Source organism: bacterium endosymbiont of Bathymodiolus sp. 5 South (genome assembly GCF_900128535.1).
Taxonomy (GTDB): domain Bacteria; phylum Pseudomonadota; class Gammaproteobacteria; order PS1; family Pseudothioglobaceae; genus Thiodubiliella.
Genome location: NZ_FQTR01000031.1, coordinates 1 through 17034, shown reverse-complemented (window position 1 = coordinate 17034; position 17034 = coordinate 1). Strand labels below are relative to the sequence as shown.

The following is a 17034-nucleotide window of genomic DNA, read 5'->3' as shown; positions in this document are numbered from 1 at the left end:
TATTTTTTGTAAAATACCTAAGGTTTTTTGCGGTACTGGATAAAAAGCAGTTTTGTTGATTTAGATGGTTGGAAAAATGGGTGGTTTTGGTTTGTTTGGAGTGGTTTTTAAGGGGCGACTAACTATTCTTTATCAACTTCCGTTAAACATACCTATAAAAAAGGCTAAAACGAATTCATTTTAGTCTTTTTAAGTGGCGACCAACTTAATTCAGTCGCCAGATTTAACGCGATGTAGCGCTTACATCTTAAGTGGTATTAGATGATTGGCCGAATGACTCATATTTTGGCGCTCACTATCAGATAGCGGTATTAGCCCCTTATCAGTCAAATATCCGTCCTCGCCCCAAGCATCTTCACTGGTAAATTCAGCAATAAACTCCTTAATGCCCGGCACCTTTCCAATATGACTTTTCTTAACATAGAAATACAAAGGTCTTGAGATTGGATATGAACCATTGGCGATTGCTTCAAAATCAATTTTCACACCATCAATAATAGCACCCTGAACTACATCGCTATTTTGGTCTAAGAAACTATACCCAAAAATGCCCAATGCGTTAGGATTTGTCTTTAATTTTTCAACGATAAGATTGTCGTTTTCTCCCGCTTCAATGTAGGCACCATCTTCGCGAATTGAATGGCAAATACTTTTATATTTTTTCTTTAGCTGAGAAGCAAGGGACTTGTTGCCAGATTTTTTAGCAATTTTTGAATCTTTTTTAATTTGTTTGATCCAGCTATAAGTAAAACACCCCCCCTGTAGCGCTAATTCTACAAATGCATCGCGTGTTCCAGATGTTGGCGGTGGGCCCAATACCTCAATTTTTGTATTAGGTAACTTTGCGTTAATATCACTCCATTTTGTATATGGATTATCAACCAGTTCGCCTGTTTTTAGAGTTGGAATTTGCTTAGCCAGTGCTAAAAATAATTCTCTACGAGTCAAGTTGAAAACTGGGCTTTCCTTAGAATTAGCAACAGCGATACCATCAAACCCAATCTTAACTTCAATAATGTCCTTAACACCATTTTTCTGACATTTTTTATACTCACTACTTTTAATCCTACGAGAAGCATTGGTAATATCTGGCGTAGCAATACCGTTCCCAGCACAAAACAACTTCATGCCACCACCAGAACCAGTAGACTCAATTTTTGGCGTTTTAGAACCCGTATTTTTCCCATAAGTTTCAGCAACTACTGCTGCAAAGGGATAAACCGTTGACGACCCAACTATATCAATATGACTTCTAGAAACTAAGGCTCCATAAGATGACATAGACAAAGTCATCGCGGCTATAGAGGCAAATGTTGTTACTAATTTATAATTATTTATCATATGTTTTTCTCCATTTTTATTAAATTATGGGCAAAGTTTAATCAATGAATATGACATAATTATGACAATAAAGTTTATTTATACCTAAGTGGGTTTACTAAGAGATCTAGAATATGCTTGCTAACAACAAAAGCAATAATGGTGAGGGCGCTTTAATGGTTGAACTCACTCGCCTTTAATCAATCTTTAATCTATTAACTGGCTTACCTGCTATTAAATGCTTATTGATGATTTCATCAATATCATCTTCATCAATATATTGATACCAAATATTATCGGGATATACCACAGCGACTGGCCCGTGTTCGCAGCGCCCTAAACAACGAGATTCGCTGATGCCAATTTTGCCTGCGCCCAGTTTGTTTTCATGGCGACATTTGTCTTTGGCATAACGATACATTTGTTTAGCGTTGAGTTGTGAACAGCAGGCTGTGCCATCTCTACGCCTATTATTACAAAAGAAAATATGTCGTGTATAGTGATTCATTTGATTATTTTAACTCAATATAAACACTTATGAGATTAAGTCTTTTTTAGCATCTAGTGCAGTAGAAGGGGACAAAGACGAAGCTAAAATAGCTCGTTGATAACAATGTTTTTTGTCAATGCCTGTTATTTTGGCAGCAAGTTTTGCGGCTTTGGATGCCCCCATTTCTGTGAGCAAAATTGGCAAAATTTTACTCAACTGTGCTTCGCCATCAACTTTATTATTTTTATCAACACCTGAGACTAGTATGACAAATTCACCTTTTTGATGACTCTGGTCTGTGCTCAAATATTCAATTAAACTTGGTAAAGTAGCCGTCTTGATAGTTTCAAAAGACTTGCTAATTTCTTTAGCAAAGCACACGATTCGCTCACCGCCTAATACTTGCAATAAGTCATTGGCACAGCTAAGAATACGCTTGGGAGATTCATAAAAGATAAGTGTTTCATCAAGCTGTGCGTTGAGCTGTATGGTTTTTAAGCGTTGTGTCTGTTTGGCGGGTAGAAATCCAATAAAACTAAAATGGTCGCTGGCAATGCCAGCGGCCGACAAAGCACTAATCATTGCCGATGCACCTGGAATGGGTGAAACTTCTATATCGGCTTTTTTTGCTTCACTAACCAGCACATAACCTGGGTCGCTAATAAGTGGTGTGCCTGCATCGCTAATCAGTGCAATATTTTTTCCTGCCAATAATTGTGCCACTATATCGGCTGTTTTGGCAGATTCATTATGCTCATGAAAAGCCTGCATGGGTGTGTCAATATCGTAATGATTGAGTAGTTTTTTACTATGGCGTGTGTCTTCTGCTAGAATGACATCCACATTTTTGAGCGTTTCTATCGCCCTAAAAGTGATATCATCTAAATTTCCAATCGGTGTAGCAACAATATATAAAGGCATAATATGTTTAGTTTAAAACGACAAACAGGCAATAAAGCAGAAAATCTAGCCCTTCAATATTTAAAAGAAAACGGACTAGAGCTTATCCAACAAAACTATTTAACTAAGCTTGGTGAAATAGATGTTATTATGCTTGATAAATTGGAGCAAACATTAGTTTTTGTTGAAGTTCGTTATCGTGCCAATACGCATTTTGGTTTGGCAAGTAACACCGTTGATAACGCTAAGCAAGCAAAAATCATCCGAACTGCTGAAGTTTTTTTGCAAAAACATCTAGAATATGACGATTTTATCTGTCGGTTTGATGTTGTTGGGCTTGAATTTGATTTAAAATATCCTAAAATTGATTGGATAAAAGACGCCTTTGAAGCACCCTAAAATTATGAAAAAAATTATTCTACCTGCCATAATAATAACCAGCACACTATTTTTAAGCAGTTGTCTTCTTTCATCAGTAGTTAGCACAGTTATTGTGACTTCTAACGATAGGCGCACTGCTGGTGAAATTCTTGATGACAACAGCATATCATTTAGTCTACTTGCTGGAAATACCGAAGAAGAAGATAAAAAGACAAAAGATGCGCATTTAAATTATATGGTTTATGACGCAGAAGTGTTAGTAACAGGGGAAGTGCCTAATGAGGGCATACGCAACTATGTTGTGACGCAGATACCACTCAAAGATTTTAAGATTAGTAGGGTTATTGATGAGCTACGCATTGCACCAAATAGTGGAATATTAAGCAGGGCTAAAGACTCAACAATTACGGCTCAAATTGAAGTGCTGTTCCTCAATCAAGATGTTTTTAACCCAATACATGTCAAAGTTATGACTGAAAATCGCAGCGTTTATTTAATGGGAAAAGTAACCTTGCGTGAAGCCAATAAAGCTGCCAAAGTCGCATCTAAAGCAAATGGCGTACAACGCGTTGTTAAATTATTCCACTACTTAAAAACTCGTCCAGCTGTAGAAATTCAGCGCGAAAAAGAAAAGAAACTACAGGCCGAGAAAGAAGCTAGAGTTGCAAAAAAGCTTGAAATTCTTGAAGCTAAAAAAGCAGAATTGCGTCGTCAAATAAGGGCATTAGACTCTAAAAGCGGGACAAATTTTTCACCGGAGTAAACGAATAACGATGCTGATTTTTAATCGCACCAAACTTCTCTAAAGCGCTCAAATGTTGTTTTGTACCATACCCTTTGTGTTGGGCAAAACCATACTCAGGATAACATGCGTCCAATTCTACCATCTGCCTATCACGACTTACCTTTGCAATAATTGAAGCCGCTGAAATCGCCGGCTCAATTAAATCACCTTTAACAATTGCGGTGCAATTATTCAGCTCTGGACAACAATTGCCATCTACCAATACTTGGTCAAATTGCACATTGAGCGCCCCAACTGCTCGCTTCATTGCCAACATCGTGGCTTGCAAAATATTAATGTTATCGATTTCACTTGCGCTTGACTCGCCTAATGCCCATTGACATTGTTTGGTAATTTGTGCATATAGGATTTCGCGCTTTTTTGCGCTGAGTTTTTTTGAATCGGTGAGTCTAGGTAAATAAAAATCATCTGGCAGTATCACCGCACCAGCCACCACATTGCCCACCAAACAACCTCGGCCTACCTCATCAACACCAACAATAATCATTGGTACTCTTTAATGCGTTGTTCTAGATCGTTTGGCGCAATAAAAATAAAGGCACGCCCACGCTTAGATTGTTGCAAAAGTCCTAATTTTTCCAACCCTTTTAAATCCAGTTTAGCCGTTGCATAACCAATATTTTGAGAGATTTTATACCCTTCAATGGTATAAACCGCACCTAGATGTTTGATAGCATGTTGAATAATCATCGCTTGGCGTGAGTTGAGTTTGCCATCTGCTAAATAAGCACTTAGTAAATCTAGTGCATTGCTTTGTTCATTTTGTTTTTTGTCTACATAGTCAAACAGACCCTTAATCGCTTGATTGATGAATTTTAGTTGGCTATTAATAAAGTAAGTCAAGTCAAAACCATCACTTTCAACCATTAAAAATGATTCACCATACTGTCTTGATGCTTTTTTAATATAGGTTGATAGCGTAATATATTGAAACAGCCAATAATTGTTTTTTAGCACCACCCAGTAAAACAAAGCGCGTGCAGTACGCCCATTACCATCGACAAAAGGGTGGTCATACGCCAAAGAAAAATGCACAATAATCGCTTTAACAATGGGATGAACAAAAGAATTTGGCATATTGTTATTGGCGAAATCACACAGAACCTTCATTCTATCGGGCAACGATTGGTGTTCTGGGGGGCTGTGCAAGACATTACCTGTGCGATTGTCAACCACATTAATATCATCATCTCGCCTAAACATGCCTTCATCATCAGGATTGTCTATGGTGTTATCGGTAACAATTTTGTGCAATTCTAGTATTAACTTGGGTGTTAAATCATCGTGTTTGTGTGTATCAATAAAATTAATCGCTTGGTAGTTGTTATAAATCATGCGTTGCGAATAATTTTCAGGCTCTTTATTGTGCCTTAACATATCACGCGCAGCTTTTCTAGTGGTTGCCGCCCCCTCAAGTTGAGACGAGCTAATTGCCTCATCCATCAATGAACGAATTATGTATTTATCCTTGTCTTTTCCAATGCTTTTGGCTTCGATAGAACCGTGCATCTGAGAGTCTATTTCGTGGATATTTTTTTGAATATCGTCTGTCAAAATATAAAAAAATTCTTCGGTAAAAGGCAATAACTTTTGTTGCCCTATACGAAAAAATTTCAAAAAATGCCAATACTGCTCAATACTGTAAAATTTCTCAGGGGTTTTTAGATGTCTAACTTTATCCCAGTGCAAATAACGCCTTTTTTCATCAACTACAGATGGCATCACACCGGACTGGAGTTTCTCAGTGACTAATTTAACCAACTCCTCTATAGCTGGCAACTTAGGCGGTGATACAATTTTCATAATAAACAATTATTTAAAATAAAAGCACATTATAACATTAACTATCGGTTTTTTAAAAACCGATAGTTAATTATTTTTAATGATGTTTACCATTGATTAAACAGGGATTATTCAACTTTTTACACTGATAGTTAGTGTAAATATAAGTATATATTATTTCGAACTATCGGTTTTTAACTCAACTTAAAAAATCTGTCAAATTGCTTTGAAGCCAATATCTGTGCGATAATAGGCGCTTGGCCAATTAATTTCTTTTAGTAATGCGTAGGCATTTGCCTGTGCATCTTTGGTGTCTGCACCCATTGCAGTGGCACATAACACGCGCCCACCATTTGAAACAACATTATCACCATCCATCTTGGTGCCAGCATGAAATACTTTTGCTGATTCATTGTCTGCTGGTAAGCCAATGATCTCATTCGAAGGATAGACATCTGGGTAACCATTTGCCGCCAAAACTACACCCATGGCTGAACGATCGTCCCATTCAATCTTCGCTTGACCTAATTTTTGTTGTGTGGCTAATAAACACAATTGTGCCAAATTGGATTTAAGGCGCATCATAATCGGTTGCGTTTCTGGATCGCCGAAACGACAATTATATTCCAACACTTTGGATTTACCGTTGCTATCAATCATTAAGCCTGCGTATAGAAATCCAGTGTAAGCATTACCTTCAGCCGCCATACCGTCTACTGTTGGGCGAATAACGCTGTCCATGACATCTTGAAAAATTTCATCCGTCACAATTGGTGCTGGCGAATAAGCACCCATGCCGCCTGTATTCGGGCCTTTGTCGCCATTATCTCTGGCTTTGTGGTCTTGTGAAGTTGCCATTGGTAAAATATTTTTACCATCAACCATCACAATAAAACTGGCTTCTTCTCCACTCAAAAATTCTTCAACCACCACGCGCGAGCCTGCTTTGCCAAAACGATTGCCTTCAAGCATATCATTAATAGCATCCGTTGCTTCTTGTTGGGTATTAGCAATAATCACGCCCTTACCTGCAGCCAAACCATCGGCTTTAATCACAATCGGCACACCTTTTTCCTTGACATATTTTACTGCCAACTCTACCTCGGTAAAAACACCATAAAAAGCGGTTGGAATATTATTTCTATCAAGAAAGTCTTTACAAAATGCTTTTGATCCTTCCAATTGTGCAGCTGCCTGAGTTGGTCCAAACACGCTCAAGCCCTGCGCTTGAAATGCATCCACTACGCCAATCACAAGTGGCGCCTCAGGACCTACGATGGTAATACCAATATCGTTACGCTTAGCAAAGTCAATCAAGGCACTAATGTCTTGAACGCCAATATCAACATTTGTGAGCTTGCCTTCTAATTCCGTGCCTGCATTGCCCGGTGCAACAAATACCTCTTCAACACTATCAAATTTAGCACACTGCCAAGCTAACGCATGCTCACGACCACCACTACCAATTACTAATACTTTCATATGTATTCCTCAATAAATTCTTTAAACTTCTTGTGTGACATAATCTGAGTGCCATCACAATTAAACGACATTGACACCGTTGAATTAAACAAATTAATCGTCACTGAACGCAAGTAATAACCTTCAAGATGTCGCAACTTGCTGAGATTTTTTAAAATAAAACGCAGATCAATAATATTGGTTAATTTTTGCATACTTTGATTACGCTCATGCAAAGATTGCTGCCACTGCAGAGAAAGCATACTAAATACTTCATCATTTTCAAGCATCTTATAAATGCGTTTAATCAATTGACTTTTTTTCTTTAAAGGGATTTTGTTGAAATGGAAATCCACATAATCAGGATTAAGCAAATCATCTGCCAAATGCACTTCGGTATTAAACGGGTCAAATATACTTGCCACACGCACCTCAGCATTATTAAGCCCAATGCCCAAGCGATAAACACCTGTATTAAGTAATAAATCTAACCAAACTTGTGAGAGCTGCTCCAGGTTTTCATCCACACTGTTAAACGCTCGCTCACGATTATAAACACTCTCACGCAGGCTTTTATCGCCTTTGATGGAATGCATCAAATTGTTATTAAAATAATAACCAACAAGTGCGTCTTTCTTTTTCATATGAATAATCGTTTAGGTTGTAAATAGCCACATTCTATCTGCCCAATACCTAGAAAAATGGCATTTTCGTCAAACATTTTAACCAAACTATCGACTTGATTTTCAATTTTAATCTTTCTACCATAACGAATATCAATACCTTGCTGTTCGTCAACACGAACACTGTGAATATTTGGCAATAAATCTTCACTTTTAAAAATCTTAGCATCCAATTGTGCAAAATCATCGCCTACCAAGGCTTCCAATTCAGCAAACTTAATGGCTTGTGCAATATCCACATGTGCAAACCCTGTGCGTCTGAGCTCGATAACATGGGCACCACAACCTAATTTATCACCGATATCAGCAATCAATGAACGAATATAAGTGCCTTTTGAGCACGACACTTCTAAACTGATAATACCGTTTTCATAGTCCAAAAAATCAAGCTGATGAATGGTGACTAAGCGCGCTTTGCGTTCAATTTCAATGCCTTGCCTGGCAAGTTTGTATAAAGGCTGTCCATCTTTTTTAAGCGCTGAATACATCGGTGGCACTTGCTCAATATCACCTTGAAAACTGAGCGCAACCGCCCTCACTTGCACCTCATCAAGTCGCTTAAAATCTTTTGTAGCAGTGATTTCGCCTTCACAATCCAGCGTATCCGTTACTTGCCCTAACTGCCCACGCACAAAATAACGCTTATTATCATTCAGCAAAAATCCCGCAACCTTGGTGGCTTGTCCTAAACAAATCGGCAATATACCACTAGCAAGTGGGTCTAATGCGCCTGTGTGTCCTGCTTTTTTAGCGAAGAATAAGCGCTTGACTTTTTGTAATGCGGCATTGGAACTCAGTCCTGTGTCTTTATCAAGCAAGACAATACCGTTAATTTCTCTGCCTTTTTTATTTTTTGCCAATGGGCGGGGTAGGGGCTTTATCTAAATTAAGCGAGTGCTCAACTTTTGTTATAGGATCACGAAAATAATCAGTTAATGACCCTTGAAATAATAACCCAACAGGCGTTAATATCGCAATCAGTATTGCAAACAGATAACTGCTTTTTGTTATTTTAGCACTCTGTTTTTGTATATGCTTTTCTGCATCACTTTCTAATTTATTATTATGATCTCTTAATTGTTCATTTTCATCTATAACTTTTTGTAATTTTTGTATGTCAGAGGAAATTGACACTGCTAATGATAATTCCTCTAACAGATTTAAACCCTCAATTAACTGCGACTGAATGATAGCATAGTAATCAACTCTAGCCTGAGTCTTAAAACGCTCAGCCTGGATTTTGATCAATATTTTTTTTAATTTTTCAGCAATATTTGTACGCTTTTCTAAATCCTCAACATAGACTAAGGATGTTACAAATCTATCATTAAGTGTTAGAATAAATAAATCAAGTGTGTCATAATAAGCGCGCTTACAATGCTTATATGCTTCGATAGTGTCCTCTGGTTTATCGCTTTTTAGAATATGGTGTGCAGCATAACGCAATTGGTTAATACCCTGTTGGGATGTAACTTCCAAAGAAAGATTTGCGATTGTTCGAATGAGTTTTTCTGTTTCAAAAAACCATACTTTAACATCTTCAAGTGTTATCTCAGAATCAGAATCTTTGTTAATATCTTGAATGCTTGCTTGCATTTCTTGCTCAAGCAAACCAATAATACCCGCCATGCTATTGGGATATTAATAAGGCTTTGGCGTGTAGTTCATCACTACTAAGTTTGTGATAGGAATTTTTGTTATTACTATCCACCTGAACACAGCCCTTGCTTTTGTCATCAACACGGCTACTAGAAAACGGTTTTTCGACTCTAGCATCTGCATTGTTATGTATTTTTGTTATTTCTGGATTATAATAAAATTTGGAGTAACCCATCTTTTCTTTTAAACAAGCCTTTATTGACATACTCTCATCTCTTCGCACCAAAATATTATTAAGTATAATTCATTATACTTAATAAGCGTGTGGCATTATACAATAATACAGGCTGTCTGCATCAATATTCCCCTCTAAAGCTTGGCTAATAAATCATCAATTCTAGCACCCGTATTTGGTGCTGAATCATAAATAAACTTGAGTTCTGGTGTGTGTCGTAAGTCTAGTGTTTTTGAAAGACGAGAACGGAAAAAGCCACTGGCTTTTTTTAACAAAGCCACAACCATATCTTTTTGTTCTTCGGGTACGGTGTAAAAAACCTTAGCACTGCTCAAATCACGGCTGGCGAGAACATCGGTAATGCGCACTACTTGCAATCTTGGATCTTTGGTTTCTTGTCTTAGCAACATCACCAGTTCCCGACGAATCAACTCGTTAATCCTCTCAACTCTATAGGAAGGTTGCTCTACCATTAATTAAAAATGCGTCTATAAAGTACGGGCACTTTCAACACGCTCAAAAACTTCAATTTGGTCGCCTGCTTCAACATCGTAACCAGCAACACCAATACCACATTCAGTACCTGATTTAACTTCTTTAACATTGTCTTTAAAGCGTCTTAGAGATTCTAATTCACCTTCAAATACAACCACACTATCACGCAACACACGAATTGGCGAGTCTTTTCTAACGACCCCTTCTTCAACCATACAACCAGCAATATCACCCAATTTTTGCGACTTAAATACTTCTTTTACATTAGCAATACCGATAATATTTTCACTAAGTTCAGGGCTAAGCAGTCCGCTCATAATGGCTTTAACATCATCAATTAAATTATAAATAATTGAGTAATATTCAATGCGCACCCCTTCTTTGTCTGCTGTTTTACGCGCCATAGCATCGGCACGCACATTAAAGCCAAGCACCAAAGCATCAGAAGTAGCTGCTAAGTTAATATCGGTGTTGTTAATACCACCCACACCACTAGAAACTACTTTAACCCTTACCTCATCTGTTGATAATTCTTCTAAAGCTTCAACCAATGCTTGCGCTGAGCCACGAACATCAGATTTTAAAAGTACATTAACTGTTGATATGTCGCCTTCTTCCATCTTTTGTAAGAAGTTATCCATCTTCGAAGCTTGTTGTTTTTGCAACTCGGCCTCGCGGTCACGCGCCTTTCTAAAGTCGGCTACTTCACGCGCTTTACGCTCAGATTCTACCACCAAAACTTCATCACCTGAATCCGGCACGCCTGACAAACCAAGCACTTCAACTGGCGTTGAAGGCGTCGCTTCTTTTAAAATATTGCCTTGGTCATCAACAATTTGCTTAACCTTGCCATATTCCAAACCGGCAATCATAATATCGCCTTTCTTTAAGGTGCCTGATTGCACAAGAATAGTTGTTACTTTGCCACGACCTTTTTCCAAGCGTGCTTCTAATACCGTGCCTTGTGCTGGACCTTGAGTCACTGCTGAAAATTCTAAAATCTCAGCAGTGAGCGTAATAGCATCTAATAGCGCATCAATGCCTTCACCCGTATGTGCTGATACACCTATCATCATCACATCTCCACCCCACTCTTCTGAAATAACATCATGCACTGAAAGCTCTTGCTTAACCTTGTCAAGATTGACACCCTCTTTATCAATTTTATTAATTGCCACAATAATGGGCGCTTTGGCGCTTTTTGCATGTTTGATCGACTCAATTGTTTGTGGCATAACACCATCATCTGCTGCCACTACTAAGATAACAATGTCAGTGGTACTAGCGCCACGAGAGCGCATTTTCGAAAACGCTGCGTGCCCCGGCGTATCAACAAAAGTAATCTTGCCATCTTTTGCATGTACTTGATAAGCACCAATGTGCTGAGTAATACCACCTGCTTCACCATCGGCAACTTTTGCCTTACGAATATAATCCAGTAGTGATGTCTTGCCATGATCAACATGACCCATAATTGTAACCACTGGCGGTCTAGTGCTTTCATCGCCACTTGCTTTTGACTTCTCGATTAACTTGTCTTCAATGGTTTCTTTTTTACTAACAACGCCTGTGTGTCCCATTTCTTCTACCACTAAAAGCGCAGTATCTTGATCAATGACATCGTTAAGTGTTACCATTACGCCCATACCCATCAATACTTTTAGCACCTCTCCCGCTTTGGTAGCCATCTTTTGTGCTAAATCGCTAACCTTGATATTATCAGGTATAGAGACTTCGCGAACCACTTTTTCAATTGGCTTTTGAAAGCCATGCTGTGCTTGTTCTTCTTGGATTTTTTGGCTAAGACGCGTTCTGTCTTTCTTTTTTAGTTTTCTACTTGGGTTCTTCTTAGCAACATGTAACTGCTTACGCCCGTCTGCACCGGATGTGTTACGCAAGCGTTTTGGTTTTTTCGATTTATCATCACTATCTGCATCATCCGTTTTTTTGGCCTTTTCTGTTTGTTGTTTTGCTTGCTCTTGCTGTTTCTTTAGGCCTTCTGCTTCCTCTTTTTGCAAACGCGTCATTTCTTGACGCTTGGCATCTTGTGCTAATAATTTTTCATCTGCTACACGACCAGCCTCTAAGGCCTCTTTTGCTTTCAATACTGCCGCATCATCTTGCACGGGCGTTATAGGTGCTTGTATAGGGCGCTTTTTCTTAACCTGAATCTTAACGCCACCTGCGCCATCACTAGACTTAGTGCTAGGTTTGCGTGAAACTGAAATACTAGATTTGGCTGACCCACGCTTAGATAAGCCCGCCATCAAGATTTTGCGTTCATCGCCTGAAATCTCAGAATTAGCTGTTTTGCCTCCAATACCAGCATTTACTAGGATTTCAATAACTTCATCCGAAGTTTTTTTCAATGCTGTAGATAATGATTGAACTGTAGCCATATGTTTTACCTATTTATATAATTTTTTAACAAAAGTCTTTTTTTTGCTTATTTAAACCAGCCTTCATTTTCTCTCGCTGTCATGATAATTGCCGATGCCACTTCCTTGTCCAACTTTTGAATGTCTAATAACTCATCAATCGACAATTCTGCTAAGTCATCTACTGTTGCAACTTCAGCTTCAATAAGCGCTTGTGCTAAGTCTTCATCAACCCCCTTAACACTGGTTAAGACTTCAGAAGATTCTGCATCACCCAAAGCTTGTACAAGTTGTGCATCAGAAGCGCGTTCTTGTAATTCTTCAACCATAGTTGCGTCAAACTCTTCAACCGCCTCTAAACTAGCAGCATCTGCATCTGCAACATCATCAATACTAGCAAAACCTTCGTCAATTAAAACACCCGCCACTTCAGAGTCAACACCTAATTGCTCAGCTAATTTTTTGCTAATCTTTTGATTTTCTTCGGTTTGCTTATCGTCAGATTCACTCACTGACATTACATTTAACTTCCAATTAGTCAAGCGTGATGCCAATTTAATATTTTGACCACCACGACCAATAGCCAATGCTAATTGGTCTTCTTCAACGGCAATATCCATTGAGTTTTTGTCTTCATCAACCACAATTGAACTGACTTCTGCTGGTGCCATTGCGTTAATCACATATTGTGCGGGGTCTTCATCCCACAAAATAACATCCACACGCTCACCATTTAATTCATTTGATACCGCCTGAACGCGTGAACCCCGCATACCGATACAAGAGCCAATTGGGTCTATACGCTTGTCCTTTGCTTTAACCGCTAACTTTGCACGCAAACCAGGGTCGCGACTAACGCCCATAATCTCAATCACGCCTTCAGAAATCTCTGGCACTTCCATCTCAAACAATTCAATCATCATCTCAGGTGCAGTTCGGCTCAAGAAAATTTGTGCCCCACGAGGGCTTGATTTTACTTCTTTAATATAGGCTCTTAGGCGGTCGTTCTTACGAATTGATTCATTTGGGATTAAATCAAACTTAGGAATCATGCCGTCAACACCGCCCATATCAACATAAGCATTACCTCTGTCAATACGCTTAACAGTGACCATAATGACCTCACCCATACGCTGGGTGTAATCTTCAACAATCACTTCTCTTTCTGCTTCACGAACTTTTTGGATAATAACTTGTTTGACGATTTGTGCAGCAATACGACCAAAGGCTTCGGTTTCCATTGGCTCACGTACAAAGTCTTCAATTGCCATACTACCATTTGTATCTTTTGCATGAATGTGTAATTCTGGGTCAAATTCAGTGCCGTCATCGTCAACAAAGTTTTCACCATCTTCAATAACCATCCACTGTCTAAAAGTAGAAAACTCACCGGTTTTTCTGTCAATCTCAACATGAGCATCAATATTATTGTTCTTTTTGGTTGCTGTTGCCAAGGCTTCCTCTAAGGCTTCAAACACACACTCTTTGGTAATGTTTTTCTCGTTAGAAATTGCTTCAACCATTAAAAATAAATCTTTACTTTCCATCTTTTCTCCTAAAATAGGCGACTAAAAATGCGCCACCAAATTTGCCTTCTCAATCAACTCAATGTCTAGCTTGTAACTGCCTGTGTCTGTCATCAACTCAATGCTATTATTAGCCTCGCTCACGCTGCCAATAGCACCGTTAAACTTCCTTCGCCCATTGACCGACCTTAATAATCTTAATTTAACATCCTGTCCTAAAAAACGCTGATAATGTTCAATATTAAATAACGGTCTTTCAACACCTGGCGATGACACTTCCAAATTGTATTGTGTCATAATCGGGTCTTCTACATCAAAAATACTGCTTAATTGACGCGATACCGTTTCGCAATCGTTAAGCCCAATGCCTTGGTCTGAATCAATATAGACCCTCAAGATGCTGTGCTTACCACTGGCAACATATTCAACCCCCACCAACTCATAACCCATGTCTTCAATCACTGGTCGAATCAATACTTCGATTTTATCCGTAATTTTTGCCATATTTAAAAATAAACCAATAAGCCTTTAATAAAAACCCCCCTAAAAAGGGGGGTCGTAATCATTTGGTAGCGGGGACAGGATTTGAACCTATGACCTTCGGGTTATGAGCCCGACGAGCTACCGAACTGCTCCACCCCGCACTAAAAGGAGTAATTTTACGCACTTATGTTGCAAATGTCCACTAAAAACACAGATTAATTCAAAAAACTAGCGAAAATCGCCATATCCACATAACGACCATACTATTTAATGACTAAATCTTGTTTAATAGAGACCTCTGCATAAATAGGAACAATCATCAGAAACCCACTTTTCACCCACTTGGCGATTTTTTAAACCCAGTCTTAGCTCTGCTAGGACAAGGTTTAAAGAAATCACCAAGTGGGCAAAAATTGGATTTTGCTAATCACCCCTATTTGTGCAAAGGTCTCTAATAAAATGACTCAAATCATTCAAATGCAAATTACCAAACATCTGCGAAGTAAAGCGACCAAATCAAGTTCTAGTTGGTTTTTTGTGTCACTAAATACTTTAAGCAAATAACTGCTCAGCACTTGAATGCTATATTCTTAGTGCTGGTCATGCTATTTATACAAAGTGTTTAATTCTTAATACAACGAACACTAAAGCCGTAAGCATGATCAATGTAGCTGGAAGTCGCAGTTCCACTGCTGATGTTCAAATTATGGGCTTTCACCCCATTAGTACCTCGACTCCACAATAAGACGAGACTGCCAGCACTGTGAAAACTCCCATTATTTGCACGATTTCGATAGCCAGCAGTTGGAATTTTTAGGAAGCTAGAGAAGACCGTGTCGATATTAGTAATATTCGTGGTGGTGGCTCCGATGGTATCTGCTGTTAGTTCTGCCTCAGTTGGCACGCTAAAGCCTGCTGGGCAAATGTCATTAGCTCCGCCGTCTGCCCAAGCGACTGTTCTAAGTGCGCCACTAGTATCTGCGTTTGTCCAATCAATATCGCTAGTAATAAATAAGTTGCCTGCATTGGTGATACTAGAAGCTATTGTAGCTACTGCAGCTGATGAACTACTTTCATGCCCATCATCATTTCTACCCCATTGGTAGTAATGTCCATAAGCAGCACTATCCGTTTTTGAAGTTGCCACTTGTGTTGCCCCAAGATTTCTATCAAGCCATACTTTGCCTGTATCTGGCGAAGTAACAGTTGAGTAAACTAGGTTATTAAAGAAAATTTCATCATCAGTCACGCTAGCAATCACATTAGCAGAAGTGACACCTGCATAACCAGCACCTGTAATTGTGTGACTAATCGTCACCGTTTCATCTGTTGCGTCAGCATCATTAACACCTGTCACAGTAACAGTTTGTGGTGTGCTCCAGTTAGCACTAGTAAAGGTCATGGCGGCGCTCACGGTGGCAGCACCTGTATCATTGCTGTTAGGCGTAATCGTCACATTGCCTGTTGGTTGTGTATTAAGTACCACGGTGTAAGTATTTGTTGTGGCTTCGCCTAAAGTGATGAAGGCTACTGAGTTAGTCACCCCAATAACATTACCAGCGCCTTTTCCATCTGTTATGTTGTTAGCACCCTCGCCATTACTAAAGTTGTTCATAGCAGTCGTCATATCAACGGTTTGCTTGCCAACAACACGACCATCAATATTACCATCAGCCATGTCAGCCACTAAAGCTGTAATAGTCTCTGCTGGACTGGAGTCCGCTGAGTTTTCACCCATTTGTGATACTGCGGCTAATGCCATGCCAAACTTACCCGCATCATCGTTAGTTGCTTTATTGGTGTTAATGTCGGTTGGGGTAGTGGTGGTAATATCAATACCAGTAACACCAAAGGCAGCGGCGACAGCAATATTTTGTCTCATAATAGCTTTGGCAATGACTGTTCTGTCACCAGAATTAGTGTCTGCTAATTGATAAGCGACTTCAGATAAAGGTGAGCTCAACATCATTAATGGACCTGTGCCTGAGTAGATTGTTGCTGCGCGTATAACCATTTGACCTAAGTCAATAAGTTTTCCTGTGGCTTCATCAGTGTAAGTACCTCCTTTACAAGCCACACTAACAAGTCCTCTTGGTATGAGGGCTATACCTTTCAAATCGACTTGACCGTTATCCCCTGTAAGACTCGTACCTAAGGCAACGCCAGCGCTGTTGTATAATGTGCAACTTGCCCCTTTGGTAGGTGCATTGTATTCACCCAAAACAACAGTAACGCCATTTAAGAGTTTTTCAACACGAATTTTATTACTTCTCTCTACAAACTCAAGATCGCCTAAGTTAACAATGTCTGAATTTTGGAAGGCTTTTTTGCTAATGCTAAAGCTTGTCATTGACTCGTGGTCTGAAAGTGGCAGTGCGGTTGTGAAGCGTGCGTAAGTTTTGCGCTCAACTGTGTTGTTGTCTTCACTACCAAACTCCATACGAACAGAATCAGAGAGTTGCACTTCTATACCAAAAATGGTGCCTTTGACATTAG

General features: G+C 39.2%; 17 protein-coding genes, 1 tRNA gene and 1 pseudogene. 3 read left to right on the top strand and 16 right to left on the bottom strand.

Annotated elements, in window-relative coordinates; genetic code table 11:
- Positions 1–240: 240 nt before the first annotated feature.
- The 3 genes from BBROOKSOX_RS04740 to rsmI all read right to left on the bottom strand — a co-directional run bounded on the left by BBROOKSOX_RS04740 (position 241) and on the right by rsmI (position 2731).
- On the bottom strand, positions 241–1341 hold the full coding sequence (locus BBROOKSOX_RS04740) for a PstS family phosphate ABC transporter substrate-binding protein (protein WP_139660102.1): 1101 nt from the start codon (positions 1339–1341) through the stop codon (positions 241–243).
- 175 nt (positions 1342–1516) lie between these two features.
- Positions 1517–1828: a (2Fe-2S) ferredoxin domain-containing protein gene (locus BBROOKSOX_RS04735; protein ID WP_139660101.1), complete on the bottom strand. Its 312-nt coding sequence runs from the start codon at positions 1826–1828 to the stop codon at positions 1517–1519.
- 27 nt (positions 1829–1855) lie between these two features.
- Positions 1856–2731, bottom strand: coding sequence for a 16S rRNA (cytidine(1402)-2'-O)-methyltransferase (gene rsmI, locus BBROOKSOX_RS04730; RefSeq protein ID WP_139660100.1), 876 nt, complete (start codon positions 2729–2731; stop codon positions 1856–1858).
- Positions 2732–2734: 3 nt separating this feature from the next.
- Between rsmI and BBROOKSOX_RS04725 the strand changes: the two genes are divergently transcribed.
- Positions 2735–3109, top strand: coding sequence for a YraN family protein (locus BBROOKSOX_RS04725; RefSeq protein ID WP_139660099.1), 375 nt, complete (start codon positions 2735–2737; stop codon positions 3107–3109).
- A 4-nt stretch (positions 3110–3113) separates the two neighbouring features.
- Positions 3114–3854 (top strand): BON domain-containing protein, encoded by a 741-nt coding sequence (locus BBROOKSOX_RS04720; protein ID WP_139660098.1) that lies wholly within the window; start codon positions 3114–3116, stop codon positions 3852–3854.
- Here the strand turns inward: BBROOKSOX_RS04720 and rnhB are convergent.
- The 12 genes from rnhB to BBROOKSOX_RS04660 all read right to left on the bottom strand — a co-directional run bounded on the left by rnhB (position 3823) and on the right by BBROOKSOX_RS04660 (position 14699).
- Positions 3823–4383, bottom strand: a complete 561-nt coding sequence (rnhB, locus tag BBROOKSOX_RS04715) for a ribonuclease HII (protein ID WP_139660097.1) — start codon at positions 4381–4383, stop codon at positions 3823–3825. The two genes, BBROOKSOX_RS04720 and rnhB, sit on opposite strands and share 32 nt — an antisense overlap.
- Positions 4380–5699, bottom strand: a complete 1320-nt coding sequence (locus BBROOKSOX_RS04710) for a Fic family protein (RefSeq protein ID WP_139660096.1) — start codon at positions 5697–5699, stop codon at positions 4380–4382. Before BBROOKSOX_RS04710 ends, rnhB begins: the two co-directional genes overlap by 4 nt.
- 195 nt (positions 5700–5894) lie before the next feature.
- The gene (gene purD / locus BBROOKSOX_RS04705) at positions 5895–7160 is read right to left on the bottom strand and encodes a phosphoribosylamine--glycine ligase (RefSeq protein ID WP_139660095.1); all 1266 of its coding nucleotides are present in this window, start codon (positions 7158–7160) and stop codon (positions 5895–5897) included.
- Positions 7157–7783, bottom strand: coding sequence for a hypothetical protein (locus BBROOKSOX_RS04700; protein WP_139660094.1), 627 nt, complete (start codon positions 7781–7783; stop codon positions 7157–7159). Before BBROOKSOX_RS04700 ends, purD begins: the two co-directional genes overlap by 4 nt.
- Positions 7780–8682: a tRNA pseudouridine(55) synthase TruB gene (gene truB / locus BBROOKSOX_RS04695; protein ID WP_139660093.1), complete on the bottom strand. Its 903-nt coding sequence runs from the start codon at positions 8680–8682 to the stop codon at positions 7780–7782. Before truB ends, BBROOKSOX_RS04700 begins: the two co-directional genes overlap by 4 nt.
- On the bottom strand, positions 8669–9451 hold the full coding sequence (locus tag BBROOKSOX_RS04690) for a hypothetical protein (RefSeq protein ID WP_139660092.1): 783 nt from the start codon (positions 9449–9451) through the stop codon (positions 8669–8671). Before BBROOKSOX_RS04690 ends, truB begins: the two co-directional genes overlap by 14 nt.
- Position 9452: 1 nt before the next feature.
- Positions 9453–9686: a hypothetical protein gene (locus BBROOKSOX_RS04685; protein ID WP_139660091.1), complete on the bottom strand. Its 234-nt coding sequence runs from the start codon at positions 9684–9686 to the stop codon at positions 9453–9455.
- A gap of 104 nt (positions 9687–9790) precedes the next feature.
- The gene (gene rbfA, locus BBROOKSOX_RS04680) at positions 9791–10129 is read right to left on the bottom strand and encodes a 30S ribosome-binding factor RbfA (RefSeq protein ID WP_139660090.1); all 339 of its coding nucleotides are present in this window, start codon (positions 10127–10129) and stop codon (positions 9791–9793) included.
- 15 nt (positions 10130–10144) lie between these two features.
- Complete coding sequence (gene infB / locus BBROOKSOX_RS04675; RefSeq protein WP_139660089.1) at positions 10145–12550, bottom strand: translation initiation factor IF-2; 2406 nt, start codon at positions 12548–12550, stop codon at positions 10145–10147.
- Positions 12551–12597: 47 nt separating this feature from the next.
- Positions 12598–14076, bottom strand: coding sequence for a transcription termination factor NusA (gene nusA, locus BBROOKSOX_RS04670; RefSeq protein ID WP_139660088.1), 1479 nt, complete (start codon positions 14074–14076; stop codon positions 12598–12600).
- Between the two features lie 21 nt (positions 14077–14097).
- Complete coding sequence (rimP, locus tag BBROOKSOX_RS04665) at positions 14098–14559, bottom strand: ribosome maturation factor RimP (RefSeq protein ID WP_139660087.1); 462 nt, start codon at positions 14557–14559, stop codon at positions 14098–14100.
- A 63-nt stretch (positions 14560–14622) separates the two neighbouring features.
- Positions 14623–14699 (bottom strand) — tRNA-Met (locus BBROOKSOX_RS04660).
- A 241-nt stretch (positions 14700–14940) separates the two neighbouring features.
- On the opposite strand from BBROOKSOX_RS04660, the gene BBROOKSOX_RS04655 reads away from it, so the two are divergent.
- Positions 14941–15102 (top strand): hypothetical protein, encoded by a 162-nt coding sequence (locus BBROOKSOX_RS04655; protein WP_218973702.1) that lies wholly within the window; start codon positions 14941–14943, stop codon positions 15100–15102.
- A gap of 58 nt (positions 15103–15160) precedes the next feature.
- Here BBROOKSOX_RS04655 and BBROOKSOX_RS04650 read toward each other — a convergent pair.
- A pseudogene (locus BBROOKSOX_RS04650) lies at positions 15161–17034 on the bottom strand (FISUMP domain-containing protein); the annotation flags it as partial.